Source organism: Acetobacter zythi (assembly GCF_963921165.1).
In the GTDB taxonomy this organism is placed as follows: domain Bacteria; phylum Pseudomonadota; class Alphaproteobacteria; order Acetobacterales; family Acetobacteraceae; genus Acetobacter.
Genome location: NZ_CAWUEO010000023.1, coordinates 167,013 through 182,610 on the forward strand (window position 1 = coordinate 167,013; position 15,598 = coordinate 182,610).

Genomic DNA, 15,598 nt, shown 5'->3' on the forward strand with positions numbered 1-15,598 from the left:
AGTGAAAAATACTTTTATTCCATAATAAGGTTAAGAAAATGGACTTGATTAATCCTACGGTCGTTGACCTTTCACGCTTTCAGTTTGCGTTAACGGCTCTTTACCACTTCATGTTTGTCCCCCTGACTTTGGGGCTGACCTTTATGCTGGCCGCCATGGAAACGGTGTATGTTGTTACCGGCAAGCAGGTCTACAAGGATATGGCCCTGTTCTGGGGCAAGCTGTTTGGTATTAACTTTGCTCTGGGTGTGGCAACGGGCCTGACCATGGAGTTTGAGTTCGGGACCAACTGGTCCATGTATTCCCGCTTTTTTGGCGATATGTTTGGAACACCGCTGGCCATTGAAGGGCTGATGGCGTTCTTTATGGAATCCACCTTTGTGGGGTTGATGTTTTTTGGGTGGGACCGTCTGAGCAAGCCTGCTCACCTCGCCATTACCTATCTGGTTGCGCTGGGTTCCAACCTGTCCGCTTTGTGGATTCTGGTCGCCAATGCCAGCATGAACATGCCCAATGGCGCGCATTTTGACCCCGAAACCCTGCGTATGACGTTTGACAGTTTTGTAGGCGTTGTTTTTAACCCCGATGCACAGGCCAAGTTTGTACATACATCGGTTGCGGGGTATGTGGCGGCGTCCATGTTTGTTATGGGGATTAGCGCGTTCTACCTGTTGCGCAAACAGCACCGTGAATTTGCCGCACGGTCATTCCGTATGGCCGCATTGTTTGGCATTTTTTCCACCGTTGCGGTCATTACGCTGGGCGATGTGCTGGGGCGGCTGGATTATGAGCATCAGCCAACCAAAATCGCGGCCATAGAAGGGTTGTGGCACACCAGCAAACCCCCATATGAACCATGGATTGTAGCTGCTCTGCCCAATGATGCAAAACAGGAAAGTTCGTATGAAATTGGGGTGCCTTTTGTGCTCACCCCCCTGATTACGCACAGCTTTAACACCCCCATTACCGGCATGATCGAACTGGAAGACGCAGCGGCCCCCCGTATTGCCTCTGGCATTACCGCCGTTAGTGCGTTGCGCCGGTACGAGGAAAACCACCAGACAGCAGATCTGGAGCTTTTCCGTGCCCATCAGGATGATATGGGTTATGGCCTGCTGGCCACCCGCCATGCGCCCAATCAGGACGTAACGGCCATAGAACCCGAGCAGCTCCAGAGTGTTATTGAACAGACAAAACCCGATATTTTGCCAAATGTTTTTGTAACATTCTGGTCTTTCCGTCTTATGGTGTTTTTGGGCGTGTTCTTTTTTGTGCTGTTCGCTATGGCGTCCTACCTGAGCCTGAAGAACCAGCTGGAGCGTAACCGTCTGTTCCTGAAGCTGTGCATGTGGTCCATTCCCCTGCCGGTTCTGGCAACGGAGTTTGGCTGGATTACGGCTGAGGCTGGTCGGCAGCCATGGACCGTGTTTGACCGCCTGCCAACTTTCATGTCCGCTTCCACACACGGCGTGTCCTACATGCTGTTCTCGTTGGCTGGGTTTACCGTGCTTTACAGCATATTTATCGCGGTCGAACTTTACCTGATGTTCAAGTTCGCCCGGTTGGGGCCGGAGGCGCATGCTCCGCATGACCATGCAGATCCCGCGCACCTGTCCGTTGTGGCGCACTAAGGAGGGCCTTGCATCATGGATATTTACGTTGTTCTCAAGCTTGTCTGGGCGGGCCTTTTATGTGTGCTCCTGATCGGGCTTGGCCTGATGGTGGGCATGGATATGGGGGTCGGCACCCTGCTCCGCTTTGTGGGGCGCACGGATGGTGAGCGCCGGACGGCACTCAACATTATCGGCCCACACTGGGATGGTAATCAGGTCTGGTTCATTCTGGGGGGTGGTGCCATTTTTGCAGCATTCCCCACCCTGTATGCCACATCTTTTTCCGTGTTCTATGTGGTTATGATTCTGCTGCTGTTCAGCATGATCTTGCGGCCAGTAGCGTTTGAATACCGCTCCAAGGTAGATGCCCGCCTGTGGCGCGCAAGCTGGGACTGGGTTTTTCTGCTTTCGGGCTTTTTACCCATGTTTGTGTATGGCGCGGCCTTTGGGAATATTCTGCAAGGTGTGGGCTACCATTTTAACTGGACCGGGCAGTATTTTCAGGATGGTTCGTTCCTTGCTTATCTGCTCAACCCCTTTGCCATTCTGTGTGGCCTCATGGCTGTCAGCCTGAGTGTTATGCAAGGTGGGGTCATGCTGATGATCCGTTCGGATAACCCTATTCATGACCGTGCCCGGCGTTATGCCAGCGGTGCTGGGGTGCTGGCCGCTGTGCTGTTTATCGTCGGTGGTGTGTGGGTCCGTGGCATGCGCGGTTTTGTGCTGGAGCAGGGTGATCCTGCCATGCCCGCAAACCCCATGCATGGGCAGCACGTAAGTGTGCAGGTAGGAGCATGGTTGAACAACTATGCAGCCCATCCCGTTTTATGGCTGCTGCCCGTGCTGGGTGTTGGGTGCATACTTGCTGGCGTGGTCCTTGTTCTGGCTAACAGACCCCGTGTGGGCTGGTGGATGGGGCTTGGGGCATGGGTCGGCACCATTGGTACGGTTGCTGCCTCCATGTTCCCATTTTTTATGCCATCCACAACGCAGCCCGATCAGAGCCTGACAATATGGAACAGTTCCGCCAGCCAGTATGGCCTGACCTGTATGCTGGCTGTTGCCACAATCTTTGTGCCGCTTATCCTATGCTACACATCGTGGTGCTATTACGTGATGCGCGGCAAGGTCCATACGGCAGACATTATCAAAGATACGCATAGTTACTGAAAAGGAGAGAGCATATGATCATATTGCTGCGTTTTGCGGGGCTGGGTCTGGCTCTGGTCGTGGCCCTTCTGTTTGCTGTTTTTGTAGGCGATCAGGGGCCATGGTACTTTGCGTGGGCGGTTGGCACGGTCATGATCATTCTGGTCGCAGCCGCGGGAGCTGTTCTGTTTGATGCACAGGTAGAACAGTATACGCCAGAAGGGGAGTTCTGAGCATGATGGGCGATCTGGAAGCAATTATATTTTTTGTGCCATTTTTGTATTTATCGTTTTATATTATAGCTTTTTCTGTTATAAAGAAGATGTTTCCCTAGCCTGTAATTCTAACGTCAGGGAAGTCTCACAAAGGAATAGCCTGCATGCCACTGGTATGCAGGCTGTTTTGTTTTGTGCGTACATAAAAAACCCCCGGCCATGATCGGGTCATGGTCGGGGGTGCAAAACCATTGTTTCCTCAAAGAGTTTGAGGAAGCATGGTCAGGTTCAGGCTTCCAGGCCGCCATCAACCGGCAAGGCTGCGCCGGTAATGTAGGACGCCTTGGGGCTGGCCAGGAATGCCGCCATGGCGGCAATGTCGTCCACAGTGCCGTAAGCGCCTGTGGCCACAAAGCTGCTGATCAGGGCTGCACCTTCACCATCTTCGGGGTTCATGTCTGTATGGATTGGGCCGGGTTCGATCACGTTGGCTGTAATGCCGCGGCTCCCCAGATCGCGCGCAACGCCTTTGGCAAAACCACGTAGGGCTGCCTTGGTTGCGGCATAAAGTGAAATGCCGGGGAAGGGAGCACGCGCACCAAAAGCAGAACCGATATAGATGATCCGCCCGCCGTCCTTCATGTGTTTTACGGCTTCCATGGTTTCCACCATAACAGCCCGCACGTTCAGGTTCAGAATGTTTTCAATCTGCCCCACCGTCATTTCGTCAATCGGGCCGTAGGGGTAGGTGCCTGCGTTACAGACCAGCGCGTCAATCCGGCCAAAAGCGATGATGGTTTCGGCAATTACTTCGCGGTTGCCTTCGACCGATGCGCTGTTTGCCTTGATGGTGAGCGCCTTGCGGCCCAGCCCCCGGATTTTTTCAGCAACTTTTTCCGCAGCACCCGAACTGCTGGAATAGGAAATAGCAATATCGTACCCGTCTTTTGCCAGTGCTTCCGCAATGGCGGCTCCAATGCCCCGGCTCCCGCCGGTTACAATAGCAACTCGATTGCTCATGATATTCAAAACCTTTCAAAATGTATTTTGTTATCAGGTGTTATTCAAACCCAGCATCAGGCTGATGTTCTGCAATGCAGCGCCCGAGGCACCCTTGCCCAGATTATCCAGACGGGCACTCAGCAGGGCTTGTCTGGTCTGCGTGGTGGCATGCACGCGCAGTTCCATTTTGTCGCTCCCCGCCAATGCTTCGGCAGAGAGTTTGGGTTCATGCGGCATAACCCGCACATGCTCCTGTCCTGCATAGTGGTCTTGCAGAATGGTGTGCAGATCATCCCCGGTAATATGACCTTGCAGGTCATCAAGATGCAGGGGGATGGAGACAATCATCCCACGGGCAAAATGCCCGACCGACGGCACAAAAACCGGGCGGCGCGCAAGGCCCGCATGCTGGTGAATCTCGGGCACATGCTTGTGCTCAAGGCTCAGGCCGTAGAGTTCAAACGCAGGCCCGCCTTCGCGTTCATGCGCTTCAATCATGCTGCGCCCACCCCCTGTGTAGCCACTGACCGCGTTAATGCACACGGGGTAGCGGGCGTCCAGAACGCCTGCGTCAATTAACGGACGGAGGAGTGCTATGGCTCCGGTCGGGTAGCATCCGGGGTTGGACACGCGCAGGGCGCTGGCAATGGCCCGGTCCTGCCCTTTGGCCAGTTCGGGAAAGCCATAAACCCATGTGGGATCGGTGCGGAAGGCCGTGCTGGCATCCAGCAGGCGGGGGGCTGCATCACCCAGTGTTGCAGCCATGTCCACCGCCTCGCGCGAGGCATCGTCAGGCAGGCACAGAACGACCAGATCGGCCGCGGCCATGGCGTCCTTGCGGGCGGCCGGGTCCTTGCGCCGGGCAGGATCGATTGAAAACAGCGTAACTGGCAGGGCCGAAAGCCGCTCGCGGATTTCCAGCCCGGTTGTGCCTGCTTCGCCATCAATAAAGATAACGGGTTTCTGTGTCATGCCTTCCTCTTCTGATTCTGGCGTTAGGTTAGGCTTTATGCCCGCAGGCGCATAGACGCGGTACAGGATTATGGCACAATGTTTAACACATTAAGACCCCGCCTCCCGCGTGACAGGCCAGCAGAACAGGCAGAAACCATGACCAATACAGCCCCCCCCACCGCCGCTTCCTCCACGGTTCTGGTGTACAACAGGCAGAAAGCCGCGCAAAATCTTGAACGTCTGCTGGCCCTTATGGCCCGTTTGCGTGACCCGGAGGAAGGTTGCCCGTGGGATAGGGAGCAAACGCACCAGACTATAGCCCCCTATGCCATAGAAGAAGCCTATGAGGTGCTGGACGCTATCGAGCGGCAGGACTGGCAGGCTTTCCCCGATGAATTGGGTGATCTTTTGTTGCAGGTTGTTTATCAGGCCCAACTGGCGGAAGAGCAGGGGCGATTTGCCTTTGCCGATGTTGCGCGGATTGTGACGGAAAAAATGATCCGCAGGCACCCGCATGTGACCTTTGGCAAGGAGGTTCTGGGGGAGGTCATGCAGCCTGTTTCCACTGGGGGGGTGGCATCCGCCAGCGCCATGCCGGGGCAGTGGGAGGCCATAAAGGAGCAGGAGCGCAGGCGTCTGGCGCAGGTGGGGGGTGAGGATACGCCCCGCCCCGGTGCGTTAGCCGGTGTGCCACCCGCCCTGCCAGCGTTGCTCCGGGCCTCCAAATTGGCGTCCCGCGCGGCACGGGTTGGGTTTGACTGGCCAGATGTTGCGGGTGTTCTGGCAAAAGTGCATGAGGAAATAGAAGAGTTTTCGGTGGAAATGCAAAACGCTGACCGGGAAAAAATGCGAGACGAACTGGGCGATGTTCTGTTTTCCGTTGCCAGTCTTGCACGCCGCTTAAAGCTGGACCCCGAGGCCTGCCTGCGTCAGGCCTGTGATAAGTTCACCCGTCGGTTCGAGGCGGTGGAAGCGCGTTTGGCCCAGGATGGGCTGAGTATGCAGGATCAGAGCGTGGAGAAGCTCGATGCGTTGTGGAACGCTGTAAAACAGACTGAAAAACGCTAAAAGAAAAACGGCTGGAGTTTTCTCCAGCCGTTGGGTTCCGCGTGAAGCGAGGGGTGTTACCCCAAGCTTACCGGGCGCTGGAGGTTAGCGCGCCCCGGCCAGATAATCCATAATCCGGCGGGAAAATGCGTTAACATCCTTGGGTGTTTCACCATTCTGGATGCTGGCTACATCGAACAGAATGTGGGCCAGTTCATCAATCGTCTCTCCAGCCTGCACTTTTTGCGCCAGAGTATGAATAATGGGGTGTGCAGGGTTAAGTTCCAGCACGGGGGTTACATCGGGTATGTCCTGCCCGCTACGCTGCATGAGCTTGCGCAGTTGCAGGTCCGGCCCGCCTTCTGGCGCGCTGAGAACCATGGCGCTGGAGACCAGACGGTCCGTTGCGCGGATGTCGGATACGGCATCCCCCAATGCGGTTTTCAGGGCTGGCAGCAATGAGTCCATATCCGCTTTTTCGGCGGCATTGGCTTCGGGTGCGCCAAATTTTTCAAGGTCATTCAGGCCCTGTGCAACATTACGCAGGCTTTTACCTTCATACGTGCCAAGGCGTTCGGGCCAGAAGGAATCCACCGGGTCGGACAGGAGCAGGACTTCCACCCCACGGGCCTTGAAGCCTTCAATCTGGGGGGATGCACTCAGTACGTCTGCATTGTCGCCCGTTACGTAGTAAATGGCGTCCTGCTCCGGCTTCATGCGGGTGATGTAATCATCCAAAGAGGTCAGTCCTTCCACCGCGCTGGAACGGAAGCGGCTCAGGGCTGCAACATCGGTTTTGTATGTGGGGTCGTCCCACATCCCTTCCTTGAACACGGGACCAAAACTATCCCAGAAGGTGGCGTAGTTTTCGGCCTCCTTGGCGCGGGTTTTCAACTCGTTCATGACCTTGGTGGTCACGGCCTTGCGGATACGGACCAGAACGGGCGTTGCTTGCAACATCTCGCGCGAGACATTGAGCGGCAGATCTTCCGTATCCACCACACCTTGGACAAAGCGGAGCCATGGCGGCAGAATTTCGGCATCGTCGGTAATGAACATGCGGCGGACATGCAGGCGGACCTTGCTCTCACGCATCTGCTCGCCAAATTCGAACGGGCGGGTAGAAGGAATGAACAGCAGGGCGGAAAACTCCATTGTGCCTTCCGCACGCCAGTGCAGCGTGTCCCACGGTTTGTCAAAATTGTGGGTTATATGGCGGTAGAATTCCTCAAGCTGTTCTTCCGTTACGTCATTGCGGGACTTGCGCCACAGGGCGGTCCCTTCGTTTGCGGCTTCTTCTTTGCCTTCACGCATAATGGTAACGGGCCATGCAATATGGTCCGACCATTTGCGAATAATGGCCTGCAAACGCCACGGGTCCAAAAATTCATCCGCATCGGATTTGATGTGCAGCGTAATGTCTGTGCCTGCTTTTTCCCGCGTTGCGGGTTCCAGTGTGTACGCACCTTTACCATCGGACGACCAGCGCCATGCCTCATCCGATCCTGCCCTGCGGGAGACAACATCTACCTTATCCGCCACCATGAAGGCCGCATAAAAACCAACACCAAACTGGCCGATCAGGCTCGGGCGGTCTTCGGGTTTGGCGGTTTCCAGCTTCTGGCCAAAGGCGCGGGTGCCAGAGCGGGCAATGGTGCCAAGGTTGGCCACCAGTTCGTCCCGGCTCATGCCTGACCCGTCATCACTGATTGTCAGCAGACGGGCGTCCTTGTTGGGGTTGATGCTGATTTTGGCGTTTTCGGGCAGGGCCTGCGCGCCATCGGTCAGGGCTTCAAAACGGCGGCGATCGGTGGCGTCCGCTGAGTTGGCGACCAGTTCGCGCAGAAAAATTTCACGCTCGGAATAGAGCGAATGCACAACCAGATCGAGTAGGCGCCCGACTTCCGCGCTAAATTCACGCGTTTCACTTCCCGGATGTGCCGTGGCGTTTGGGGTTGCTTCTGTCATGCTGCTGGTCCTGTCAGTTACTATAAAATCTGCGTGGGGGCAGTATATGCCATACCCGTGGTGGCTGTGCATCCCTGCCTGTTATGCGTGAACAGATGTGGTGGGGTAGGCCCGTTTTCAATATCTGCAACGGGCATGTCAGCCAGAAAGATGCGTTGTGTTTTTCTGGCTGGGAAAGTGGGCCAGAACCTGCTCGACCACTATGCAAAGCGCATCGGACAGGGCTGCAAATCCTTCGTGTGTGGTGCGTGTGTCCTCATTCATATACAGGCCGCGACGCATTTCTATTTGCAGGGCGTGCATGTTGTGGGTGGGGCGGCCGTACTGGCGCGTAATGTAACCGCCTGCGTAAGGGTGGTTACGAGCGGTTTTAAACCCCAGCCCCTGTAGGGTCTGCTCTACAAGGTTGGTCAAACGTTGTGTGCAGGATGTGCCGTAACGGTCCCCCAGCACAAAGTCGGGCGATCCTGCCTGCGGTGCATCGGGCATGGAGTGCAGGTCCAGTAGCAGGCAAAAGCCGTGTTGTGCGTGGGCAACTTCCAGCAGTTCGGCCAGAGTTGCATGGTAGGGCATCCAGTAATGGCGTATGCGCAGCGCCGCTTCCATAAAAGGAAGACGCTGCCTGTAAATCGGGCGGCGGTCCGCGACAATGCGGGGGATGGACCCCAACCCCGCCAGCCCTCGGTCGGAGGGGGCTACAAAAGATGGGATGGTCCCATAGAACATGCGGCTATCCAGATCCCATGCCGCGCGGTTTACATCGCAGAACACACGGGGGAACGTGGCTTGGAGCAACGGAGGCCCCAGACTGTGCGCCGCTTGTGCAAGGTCTTCTACAAAACTGTCTTCGCCACTGCGGAGAATATTCAGAGGTTGGCGGGCAATGCGTACAAAAGCTTCGGGGTAAAAATGTCCCGAATGGGGAGAGGCCAGCACAACGGGTCCGGCAGCCGGTGTGCCAGAGACCAGAACCGGGGCTGGAGCGGCCCGCCTTTCGGGTGTGTTCTCCCTGTGCGTTTCCTGCTGAAGCTGAAAAAAACGCTTCAGGCCGGGGGGAAGCAGGGAGGACGCAAAATTTTTCATATTCCCACTATTGTGGGCTTGCGCTTACAAGGCAAGGAGGATAAAAGGCCCACACACATCAGGAATGGGCGCATAGCTCAGCGGTAGAGCACTACCTTGACATGGTAGGGGTCACAGGTTCAATCCCTGTTGCGCCCACCATTCCTGAGCCGCAGAAAACTGCGGTTTTAACCATGTCTCCCCTTAAAAATAAGCTCTGCCAAAACTGCATTGAGTGGCACTAATAGCCATCAATCGGCACCCATATCTGTGCCAGATCCGTACCGCGTTACAAACCCCACCACGCGCGAATCTCATCTCGGTAGGCATCGGGCATTTTTTTGGCATACCGGGCGACGATTCCCATGGTTGCCCATCCCCCTTCCTCTTTGAGGGCCAGAACGTCTCTGTGGAGACAGTAGTGCCATGATGCCCATGTATGTCGCAGGCCATGCGGGGTCACATCGGGAACAAAGGTAGATTTTTCCTTCTCCGCTCCCCTTGGTGTCCATATCCGCATATGCCCCGGGAGACCGGCTTTTCTGCATGCCACAGACCATGCCGATTTAATCTGGCCACCGCTGGCGCGCCCCCTGTCTGCATAGCCCCTGCCGATTCCTCTCCTATACCTTGGGCGGAACACGGGGCCGTCCCGGTCTGGCAAAGCCACAAGCGCCGAAATAGCGCGGGGCACGAGTTCAATATGCCGTTCATTGCCCTGCTTCTGCCAGACAACTGCGCGCGCGCCTCGGATATCTACGTCACGCCAGTCAAGCTCCACAGCCTCAGACATGCGGCATCCGGTGCAGATCAGAAACACGAGGAGTGGCCTGATATGTGGCGAGGCTGATTCTACAAGCCGGGACGCTTCGTCCGGACGTAAAAAGATAGACCGCGCCTTTGGAATGGACGGCCCTTTGAATGCGGGCCTATCGCACCATTGTCTGACAGCAGCAAACTCAAGCACAGCCTTGAGGGGCGTTAAAACCCCTCGAACCTTTGTCGCAGGGGCGGCATTATCGCCATCCCTCAAAAGGTACCTGTAAGACTGGTCAACGGTCTCTTGCGTAATGTCAGAAAGTTTCATGCGCCCAAAATGGAGCAGCAGACGCATGAGATAATCTTTCGTGGCATCAGACCGGTCCTCTGCCTTGAGATAGGCCTCAACAGCACTTGAAAACGTGACTACCGCGCGTGCGCCAAAGACGCTGGCCGTCCAGAGTTCATGCTCTCTTTTGGCCCGGTACGCTTCCGCTTGCTTCGGGTCAGCAGTTCCTGTGCTCTCAAAAATGCTTTTTCCGCAGACGGTTCCACGGACATAGAGATATTCGCGATCTTTGCGGGAGATGATTTTGAGCGACATTCCAAGCTATCTAGCAGGCGTTTGAAGTCATCGTTGCGAAACACAAATTTCCTGCCCCAGCGCCGATGCGTTGGGCCTCCCCCATAAATGGGTGTTTCTGAAAGGTGCTTGCGCAACGTCTTTTCTTTGATCGTTCCATGCAGGCGCAATAGAACATCCTTGAGCGTCATAAGATCCGGAAGAGCCTCACCCATCCGCCCCCTCCTTCCCCGGAATAGGCCGGTCGTTGCGTGCCTCTGGGATGGTTATGGTGTCGGGGATCATTCCTTCTATTCTCACAGATCTTTTGCGGCCCCCTGATTGCTCAATCCGGAATTGCCCTGATGGCGTCACGCGAATTCTCAGCTTTGCAGCGCTGGTTTCCAGCTCCATAGTGACATGGCCCCCATGACTGTAGAGGCGCGTGATCTCACACGCTCCCCACTTGAAGCCATATTGTGTTGGGATTGCTCGCACCATCACCCCACCTCCCGCGCTGCGTCGATGGCGGCCCGGATTGTTTCAGAACTCCCGATGACACGCTCTCGGGGTTTGGCCATACGATGCTGCACGATGTCGCAGTAAACGTCTGCATCCCCGGTATCTGCTATTGGTTCTGATCGAAAGCGCACATCACAACATCCGCTTTCCAACCAATCCAGCCGCTCACTATCCCGCGCAATCTCCGCCCGCACGCGCTGTTCTGCCCGGCGTTCGGCTTCGAGGATGTGGGCTTTGGCAATGCAAAACCTACTCATAACGGCCTATCCAGCAACGGAGTAAGTCATGGGCAATATCCCCATTTCACAGGTTGTAAAGGTCACCCCCGGCGTACTGGCGGCGGGTTCTGGCCTGAACAATCTTTCCGCCCTGTTTGTCACCACGGCTTCCAGCACCCTTGCGGCTGGTGTGGTCAAGTCCTTCACCTCTGCCTCTGATGTGGGCACGGCCTTTGGAGACACCTCCACGTTGTACCAGATGGCGGAGGTTTATTTCTCGGGCTACGAAACTGCCGTCATGACGCCCGGCACTCTGTACGTGGGGGCGATTGCGTCCACCGGGTCTGGCGCCACTGGCACGGCTGTTCTGGGTACCCAGACTGAGCATACGGTTGCAACCGTTGCTGTGGATGATGGCGGCACAGGCTATGCTGTGGGTGACACGGAAAGCCATCATGACCGCGCAGCAGACGGCCCGGTCTATTTACCGGCTGGGTGGCGAGATCACCCTGACCAGTACGGGCCGCAAATACACCATGGTCAACGGCCTTCTGCGCGCAGCATCCGTACTGCCCGCAGCCGGGCGTGTGCTGGAAACCCGGACCTTTGCCATCCGCTGGCAGTCCGTAACCCCGGCGGGGGTGTGATATGACAAAATCGGTCACAGTGGTTTGCCCCCACGAAGGGGCGGACAAGGGCAAGCGGTTTGTCATCACGCGCATGAGCGCCGTGGCGGCAGACCGGTGGGGGCGGCATTGCCTGCAAGCGGCGGCGTCCTCCGGGGAAGATATTTCCGGGGTGGCGCAGGGCGGCGGCATTGCTGCCGTGGCTGCTGCTGGCATTGGCATTTTTGCCGCCATGGACCCGGAACGCATGGACGTGCTGATAGACCAGCTTCTCCAGTGCGTGCAGATGCAGCCGGACCCGGCCAACCCCGGTGTGTTGCTTGCGTGGGACGTGGTTTCCGCTGGCGGCCAGATTGAGGAAATCCCCACCGTTGGCTGGCTCCAGAAGGAAGCATTTTCCCTGCATGTGGATTTTTTCAAAGGCGTAGGCCAGTTGTTCTCCCTTCTCACGCTCATGCTGGGGACGGAAAGCAACGCCCCTGCGCCCGCGTCTGCAACGTAGATGAACGCCACGCGCTGGTAGTTATGGAGGGGCTTGCGTCCCTCCACGAACTCCAGACTGTTTACGACAGCGAGGACTTTGAGGACTTGCTGGAAATGGCCGTTGTGAAGCGGTTTAATGGAGGTTGAAGGTGCCTGACACAGCTAAAACACTCCCTCTTACGGTTACTCTTTCATTTTCTGAAGGACTTCCGGAGGGCATCGCGGATCTGGCTGATTTGATCGCTGGCCGCCTGCGTGATTTCGGGCAGGCTATCGTTAATGAATTGCCGTTTTGCATCAGCGAGACGTCCGAGGTGAACCCCGCAGGACGTACAGACAATCTCACTGTCGTCTGTGGCATCTCTGCGGTCGAATTCGACCGCAAGCTTGAGATTGCCCTTAAACGCGCACTTGAGTCTTTTACGTCTCCTCCATTGACGGAAGATTACGGATCAGGGATGCATGGAGGAAAGGCGTGTGATGGGGATGATCTATAGATCCCATGTTCTTTTGGGATCGCTGAACCAAGCTGACAACTTTGGGGCACGGTAAGCTGTCCACCCCTTCTTTTTCTGCCGTATGACGATCAATCTGTCATGACTCGGGTAGGGAAGTATTTTCATCATATCATCTATGATTGTTTCGGTTGGTTTTAACGTATCCAAAAACCACACTGATTCCACAGGATGCCTGCACTCATAAGTGCGAAGATAGTCGTAAAGGGCATCGTACCCCTTATCGCCCGGCTTATGCAGATCGTAAGTGACCATAATTACTGACATATGGGATTCTCCTTCCCGCCCAGCCTGCCAGTACACCCAAGCCCTCACCAATCACATTTCCCGAGAAAGTCCCCAGCGTGTCCTGTGGCCGAGTGAGTCTTTTTATAATATTCAGGTTGCGAGGTGCTGCATGAGCGATAAAATCGAAAGCGATGAGACTTCAAAAGGAAAGACGGGGGGCGAACTCACTTTCTGGTTAATTGAAGAGGCGCTGAGATCCGGAGAAGATGTTCTTGATCGTCAGGAAAAGACTTTTGACGCTAAGCGCGCTCAGGCAACCAGTATGCTTGGTTGGTTTGTTTCCATCACGACCGCAGTAACTTTTGCAACTGTTTCCACAAATAAGATTGCAGTTGGAGCGTGTATCGCAGCGTTAAGCACAATACCGTGCTGCTGCTGCGTATATGCCCTGATGTCCAAGGCATGGTCCTACAAGCAGTTACATCCAAATCAAGTTCTTGATGCGAAAGAAAGCAGCGAGAGAGACTACAAGTATGTGAATGCTTTAGGTCAGCAAGAGGCGATAGATGATAATGCAATAATTTTGCAGAAAGTGAATACAGCCCTAAATGCTGCATGGCTCACTTTCTGCATTATTCCTATAGCTGGATTGCTTTTTTATTCTATTTTTTCTTGACGGGCGCTTTATCTGCCTGACCTTTTGTTTCTATTGGTGGGCGGCGAGGCATCAGCCCTAGCGGCATCCCGTCAGCCCCAGGTCTATTTGTGCTGTGCGTGGATACTTGGTCATGTCTAGGCGTGGGAGTCTTTTGAACTCCCGGTTTCTTAATATCGCTCATCAAATACTCCTTTGCGGGCATAGTGCCCGTACTTGAATGATTCGGCAAAGCCGATTGTTCGTTAAGCAGGACATCCCCCATGGCCACAGTAATCGACGCCCTCGTTGTCACCCTCGGGCTGGACCCTAAGGGTGTGCAGAAGGGAGGGAAGGAGGCTGGAGAGGCTTTTGATAAGACAAAGGCCAAGGCGGAGAAAGTCGGGAAGGACATTGAGGCCAGCGGTGTAAAGCCCGCCGAGTTCTTCACCAAAATGCGCAACAGCGCGCTATCGTTCTTTGCCGTCATGACCGCCGGGAAAACCCTTAAGGCGTTTGTGTCGGATACGGTGGCCAGCAATGCTAGCCTAGAGCGCACTTCTCGCCGCCTGAACATGGCGACCAAAGATGTATATGCGCTGCAAAAGGCGGTAGATTCTGTGGGCGGTTCTGGGGATGCTGCAACGGCATCCATACAGAACATTCAGAGCGCCATGACGGACCCGGCGCAGGCCGCCCAGCTTGCGCAAAGGCTCTCCCAGTTGGGTGTGAGTGATGGCATTGACATCAAGACGGGCCAGATCAATGATATTAGCAAGTTTTACCAAAATCTTGCTGAAAATAGGACCAAGCTAGCCAATGCTCCGCGCGTTGGTCTCTTGCAGGATATTGGTCTGGATCAGGGGTCTATTGACCTCGTCCTCAAGGGAGGCAACGCGGTAAAGTCCACGTTTTCCACATATGAATCCTTCGGGAAGAGGATGCAGGAGAACGCGGAAGCATCGGAAAAGCTGCAAGCGCAATACAAGGAACTGATCGAGCAGAACCGCGTGTATGCGCAGGAATTGGAAGGCAACCTGCTCCCAGCCCTGACCAGCATTACCGGAGCCATGTCCGACTTTGAAAAAAACAATCCGGGCCTGACCAAAGGGCTGATTGGCACCTCTGCGGCCATTGCTGGCGTTGGCACTGCGATACTCGGCGTTCTCAGCATCGTTGGAGGCGTGCGCTTCCTGCGCGCCCTGAAAAACATCGAGCGCTTGGCCGGGGGAGGGAAAATTGCGGGGAAGGCAGAAAAGGCAGAGGAAGCAGCGGAAAAGGGGGCCGGTGAGGCTGCAAAGGAAGCAGCGCCAGCCGCCACCAAGGCATCCCGCGCAGCCAGAATTGGCCGCATTGCGTCCCGCGCCTTTGGTGGCCTGAACATCGCCGCTGATGCCTATACGGTGGGCGATCTTTTCTGGAACGGAGCATCGCCTTCCCTCTCCAAAAACGACACCAATAATGCTGCAAAGAAGATGTTCCTGAGCAAGCTGGACGCGCAATACGGGCTGCCTGCGGGGTTTATGGACGCCATATGGGCGCGTGAGAGTTCACGCGGGGCCAATGCCAAGCCATCCTCTGCCGGAGCGCTGGGTGACTTCCAGATCATGCCCGGCGTAGCCAAGGAGGCAGGCGTGGACCCTATGAACTTTGAGCAGGCCGCGCGCTATGCCGCAAAGCGGTTCCACAACAACTTTGCCAATTATGGTGGGTCTTTGTCTGCCAGCATTGCCGAATACAACTGGGGAGGCGGCAACCTGAGCAAGAGCATGTCTCAGTATGGTGGAGACTGGCAAGCCCATGCTCCGCGTGAGACCCAGAACTATATATCCGGGGTGAGTGCGGCCTTGGATGCCGTGCGGGGCATGCCGCGAGGTGGCGCGGATGCGAGCCAGAACACCACGCACAACACGGTCAACGTGGGGGAGATTAAAGTGGTCGCTCCCAGCCCGGAGAGGGCTGGGGATGCTGTGCAGCGCAAGATTGTAGAAATGAGAACAGCCGCTTCATTCTCCAATTCTGGTGCCGCATAATATATTAT

The 15,598-nt window shown here is 55.7% G+C and carries 15 protein-coding genes and 1 tRNA gene; 10 read left to right on the plus strand and 6 right to left on the minus strand.

The window, feature by feature from the left end; genetic code table 11:
* Positions 1-38 precede the first annotated feature (38 nt).
* From AABE20_RS09385 to AABE20_RS09395, 3 genes are read left to right on the plus strand one after another with little or no spacing between them, the layout of a single operon-like run.
* The gene (locus AABE20_RS09385) at positions 39-1,631 is read left to right on the plus strand and encodes a cytochrome ubiquinol oxidase subunit I (protein ID WP_338332808.1); all 1,593 of its coding nucleotides are present in this window, start codon (positions 39-41) and stop codon (positions 1,629-1,631) included.
* 15 nt (positions 1,632-1,646) lie between these two features.
* Positions 1,647-2,783 (plus strand): cytochrome d ubiquinol oxidase subunit II, encoded by a 1,137-nt coding sequence (gene cydB / locus AABE20_RS09390; protein ID WP_338332809.1) that lies wholly within the window; start codon positions 1,647-1,649, stop codon positions 2,781-2,783.
* Between the two features lie 14 nt (positions 2,784-2,797).
* Entirely contained in the window at positions 2,798-2,995 is a 198-nt protein-coding gene (locus AABE20_RS09395; protein WP_165991001.1) for a hypothetical protein, read from the plus strand.
* Between the two features lie 270 nt (positions 2,996-3,265).
* Here the strand turns inward: AABE20_RS09395 and AABE20_RS09400 are convergent, their stop codons facing one another.
* Positions 3,266-3,997: an SDR family NAD(P)-dependent oxidoreductase gene (locus AABE20_RS09400; protein ID WP_338332810.1), complete on the minus strand. Its 732-nt coding sequence runs from the start codon at positions 3,995-3,997 to the stop codon at positions 3,266-3,268.
* Between the two features lie 33 nt (positions 3,998-4,030).
* Entirely contained in the window at positions 4,031-4,951 is a 921-nt protein-coding gene (gene argC, locus AABE20_RS09405; RefSeq protein WP_338332811.1) for an N-acetyl-gamma-glutamyl-phosphate reductase, read from the minus strand.
* Between the two features lie 78 nt (positions 4,952-5,029).
* Between argC and mazG the strand changes: the two genes are divergently transcribed.
* Positions 5,030-6,001 (plus strand): nucleoside triphosphate pyrophosphohydrolase, encoded by a 972-nt coding sequence (gene mazG, locus AABE20_RS09410; protein ID WP_408740841.1) that lies wholly within the window; start codon positions 5,030-5,032, stop codon positions 5,999-6,001.
* Between the two features lie 84 nt (positions 6,002-6,085).
* Here the strand turns inward: mazG and htpG are convergent, their stop codons facing one another.
* Both htpG and AABE20_RS09420 read right to left on the minus strand, forming a co-directional pair.
* A complete protein-coding gene (gene htpG / locus AABE20_RS09415; protein WP_338332812.1) occupies positions 6,086-7,948 on the minus strand; it encodes a molecular chaperone HtpG in 1,863 nt (620 codons plus the stop codon).
* Between the two features lie 138 nt (positions 7,949-8,086).
* Positions 8,087-9,031 (minus strand): N-formylglutamate amidohydrolase, encoded by a 945-nt coding sequence (locus AABE20_RS09420; RefSeq protein ID WP_338332813.1) that lies wholly within the window; start codon positions 9,029-9,031, stop codon positions 8,087-8,089.
* Between the two features lie 66 nt (positions 9,032-9,097).
* On the opposite strand from AABE20_RS09420, the gene AABE20_RS09425 reads away from it, so the two are divergent.
* Positions 9,098-9,172 (plus strand) — tRNA-Val (locus AABE20_RS09425).
* A gap of 127 nt (positions 9,173-9,299) precedes the next feature.
* On the opposite strand, the gene AABE20_RS09430 is transcribed toward AABE20_RS09425, so the two are convergent.
* On the minus strand, positions 9,300-10,373 hold the full coding sequence (locus AABE20_RS09430) for a tyrosine-type recombinase/integrase (RefSeq protein ID WP_338332814.1): 1,074 nt from the start codon (positions 10,371-10,373) through the stop codon (positions 9,300-9,302).
* A 458-nt stretch (positions 10,374-10,831) separates the two neighbouring features.
* The gene (locus tag AABE20_RS09435; protein ID WP_338332815.1) at positions 10,832-11,110 is read right to left on the minus strand and encodes a hypothetical protein; all 279 of its coding nucleotides are present in this window, start codon (positions 11,108-11,110) and stop codon (positions 10,832-10,834) included.
* Between the two features lie 28 nt (positions 11,111-11,138).
* Here AABE20_RS09435 and AABE20_RS14415 point away from each other — a divergent pair, with 28 nt between their 5' ends.
* From AABE20_RS14415 to AABE20_RS09460, 5 genes are all read left to right on the plus strand, one after another.
* Complete coding sequence (locus tag AABE20_RS14415) at positions 11,139-11,723, plus strand: DUF3383 family protein (protein ID WP_338332816.1); 585 nt, start codon at positions 11,139-11,141, stop codon at positions 11,721-11,723.
* Positions 11,720-12,199, plus strand: a complete 480-nt coding sequence (locus tag AABE20_RS09445; RefSeq protein ID WP_338332817.1) for a hypothetical protein — start codon at positions 11,720-11,722, stop codon at positions 12,197-12,199. Before AABE20_RS14415 ends, AABE20_RS09445 begins: the two co-directional genes overlap by 4 nt.
* Positions 12,200-12,329: 130 nt before the next feature.
* Positions 12,330-12,677 carry a hypothetical protein gene (locus AABE20_RS09450; protein WP_338332818.1) on the plus strand — a complete coding sequence of 116 codons (348 nt, stop codon included), beginning with the start codon at positions 12,330-12,332 and terminating at the stop codon, positions 12,675-12,677.
* Positions 12,678-13,092: 415 nt separating this feature from the next.
* Positions 13,093-13,599: a hypothetical protein gene (locus tag AABE20_RS09455; RefSeq protein WP_338332819.1), complete on the plus strand. Its 507-nt coding sequence runs from the start codon at positions 13,093-13,095 to the stop codon at positions 13,597-13,599.
* A 242-nt stretch (positions 13,600-13,841) separates the two neighbouring features.
* The gene (locus tag AABE20_RS09460; RefSeq protein WP_338332820.1) at positions 13,842-15,590 is read left to right on the plus strand and encodes a transglycosylase SLT domain-containing protein; all 1,749 of its coding nucleotides are present in this window, start codon (positions 13,842-13,844) and stop codon (positions 15,588-15,590) included.
* The last annotated feature ends 8 nt before the right edge of the window (positions 15,591-15,598 follow it).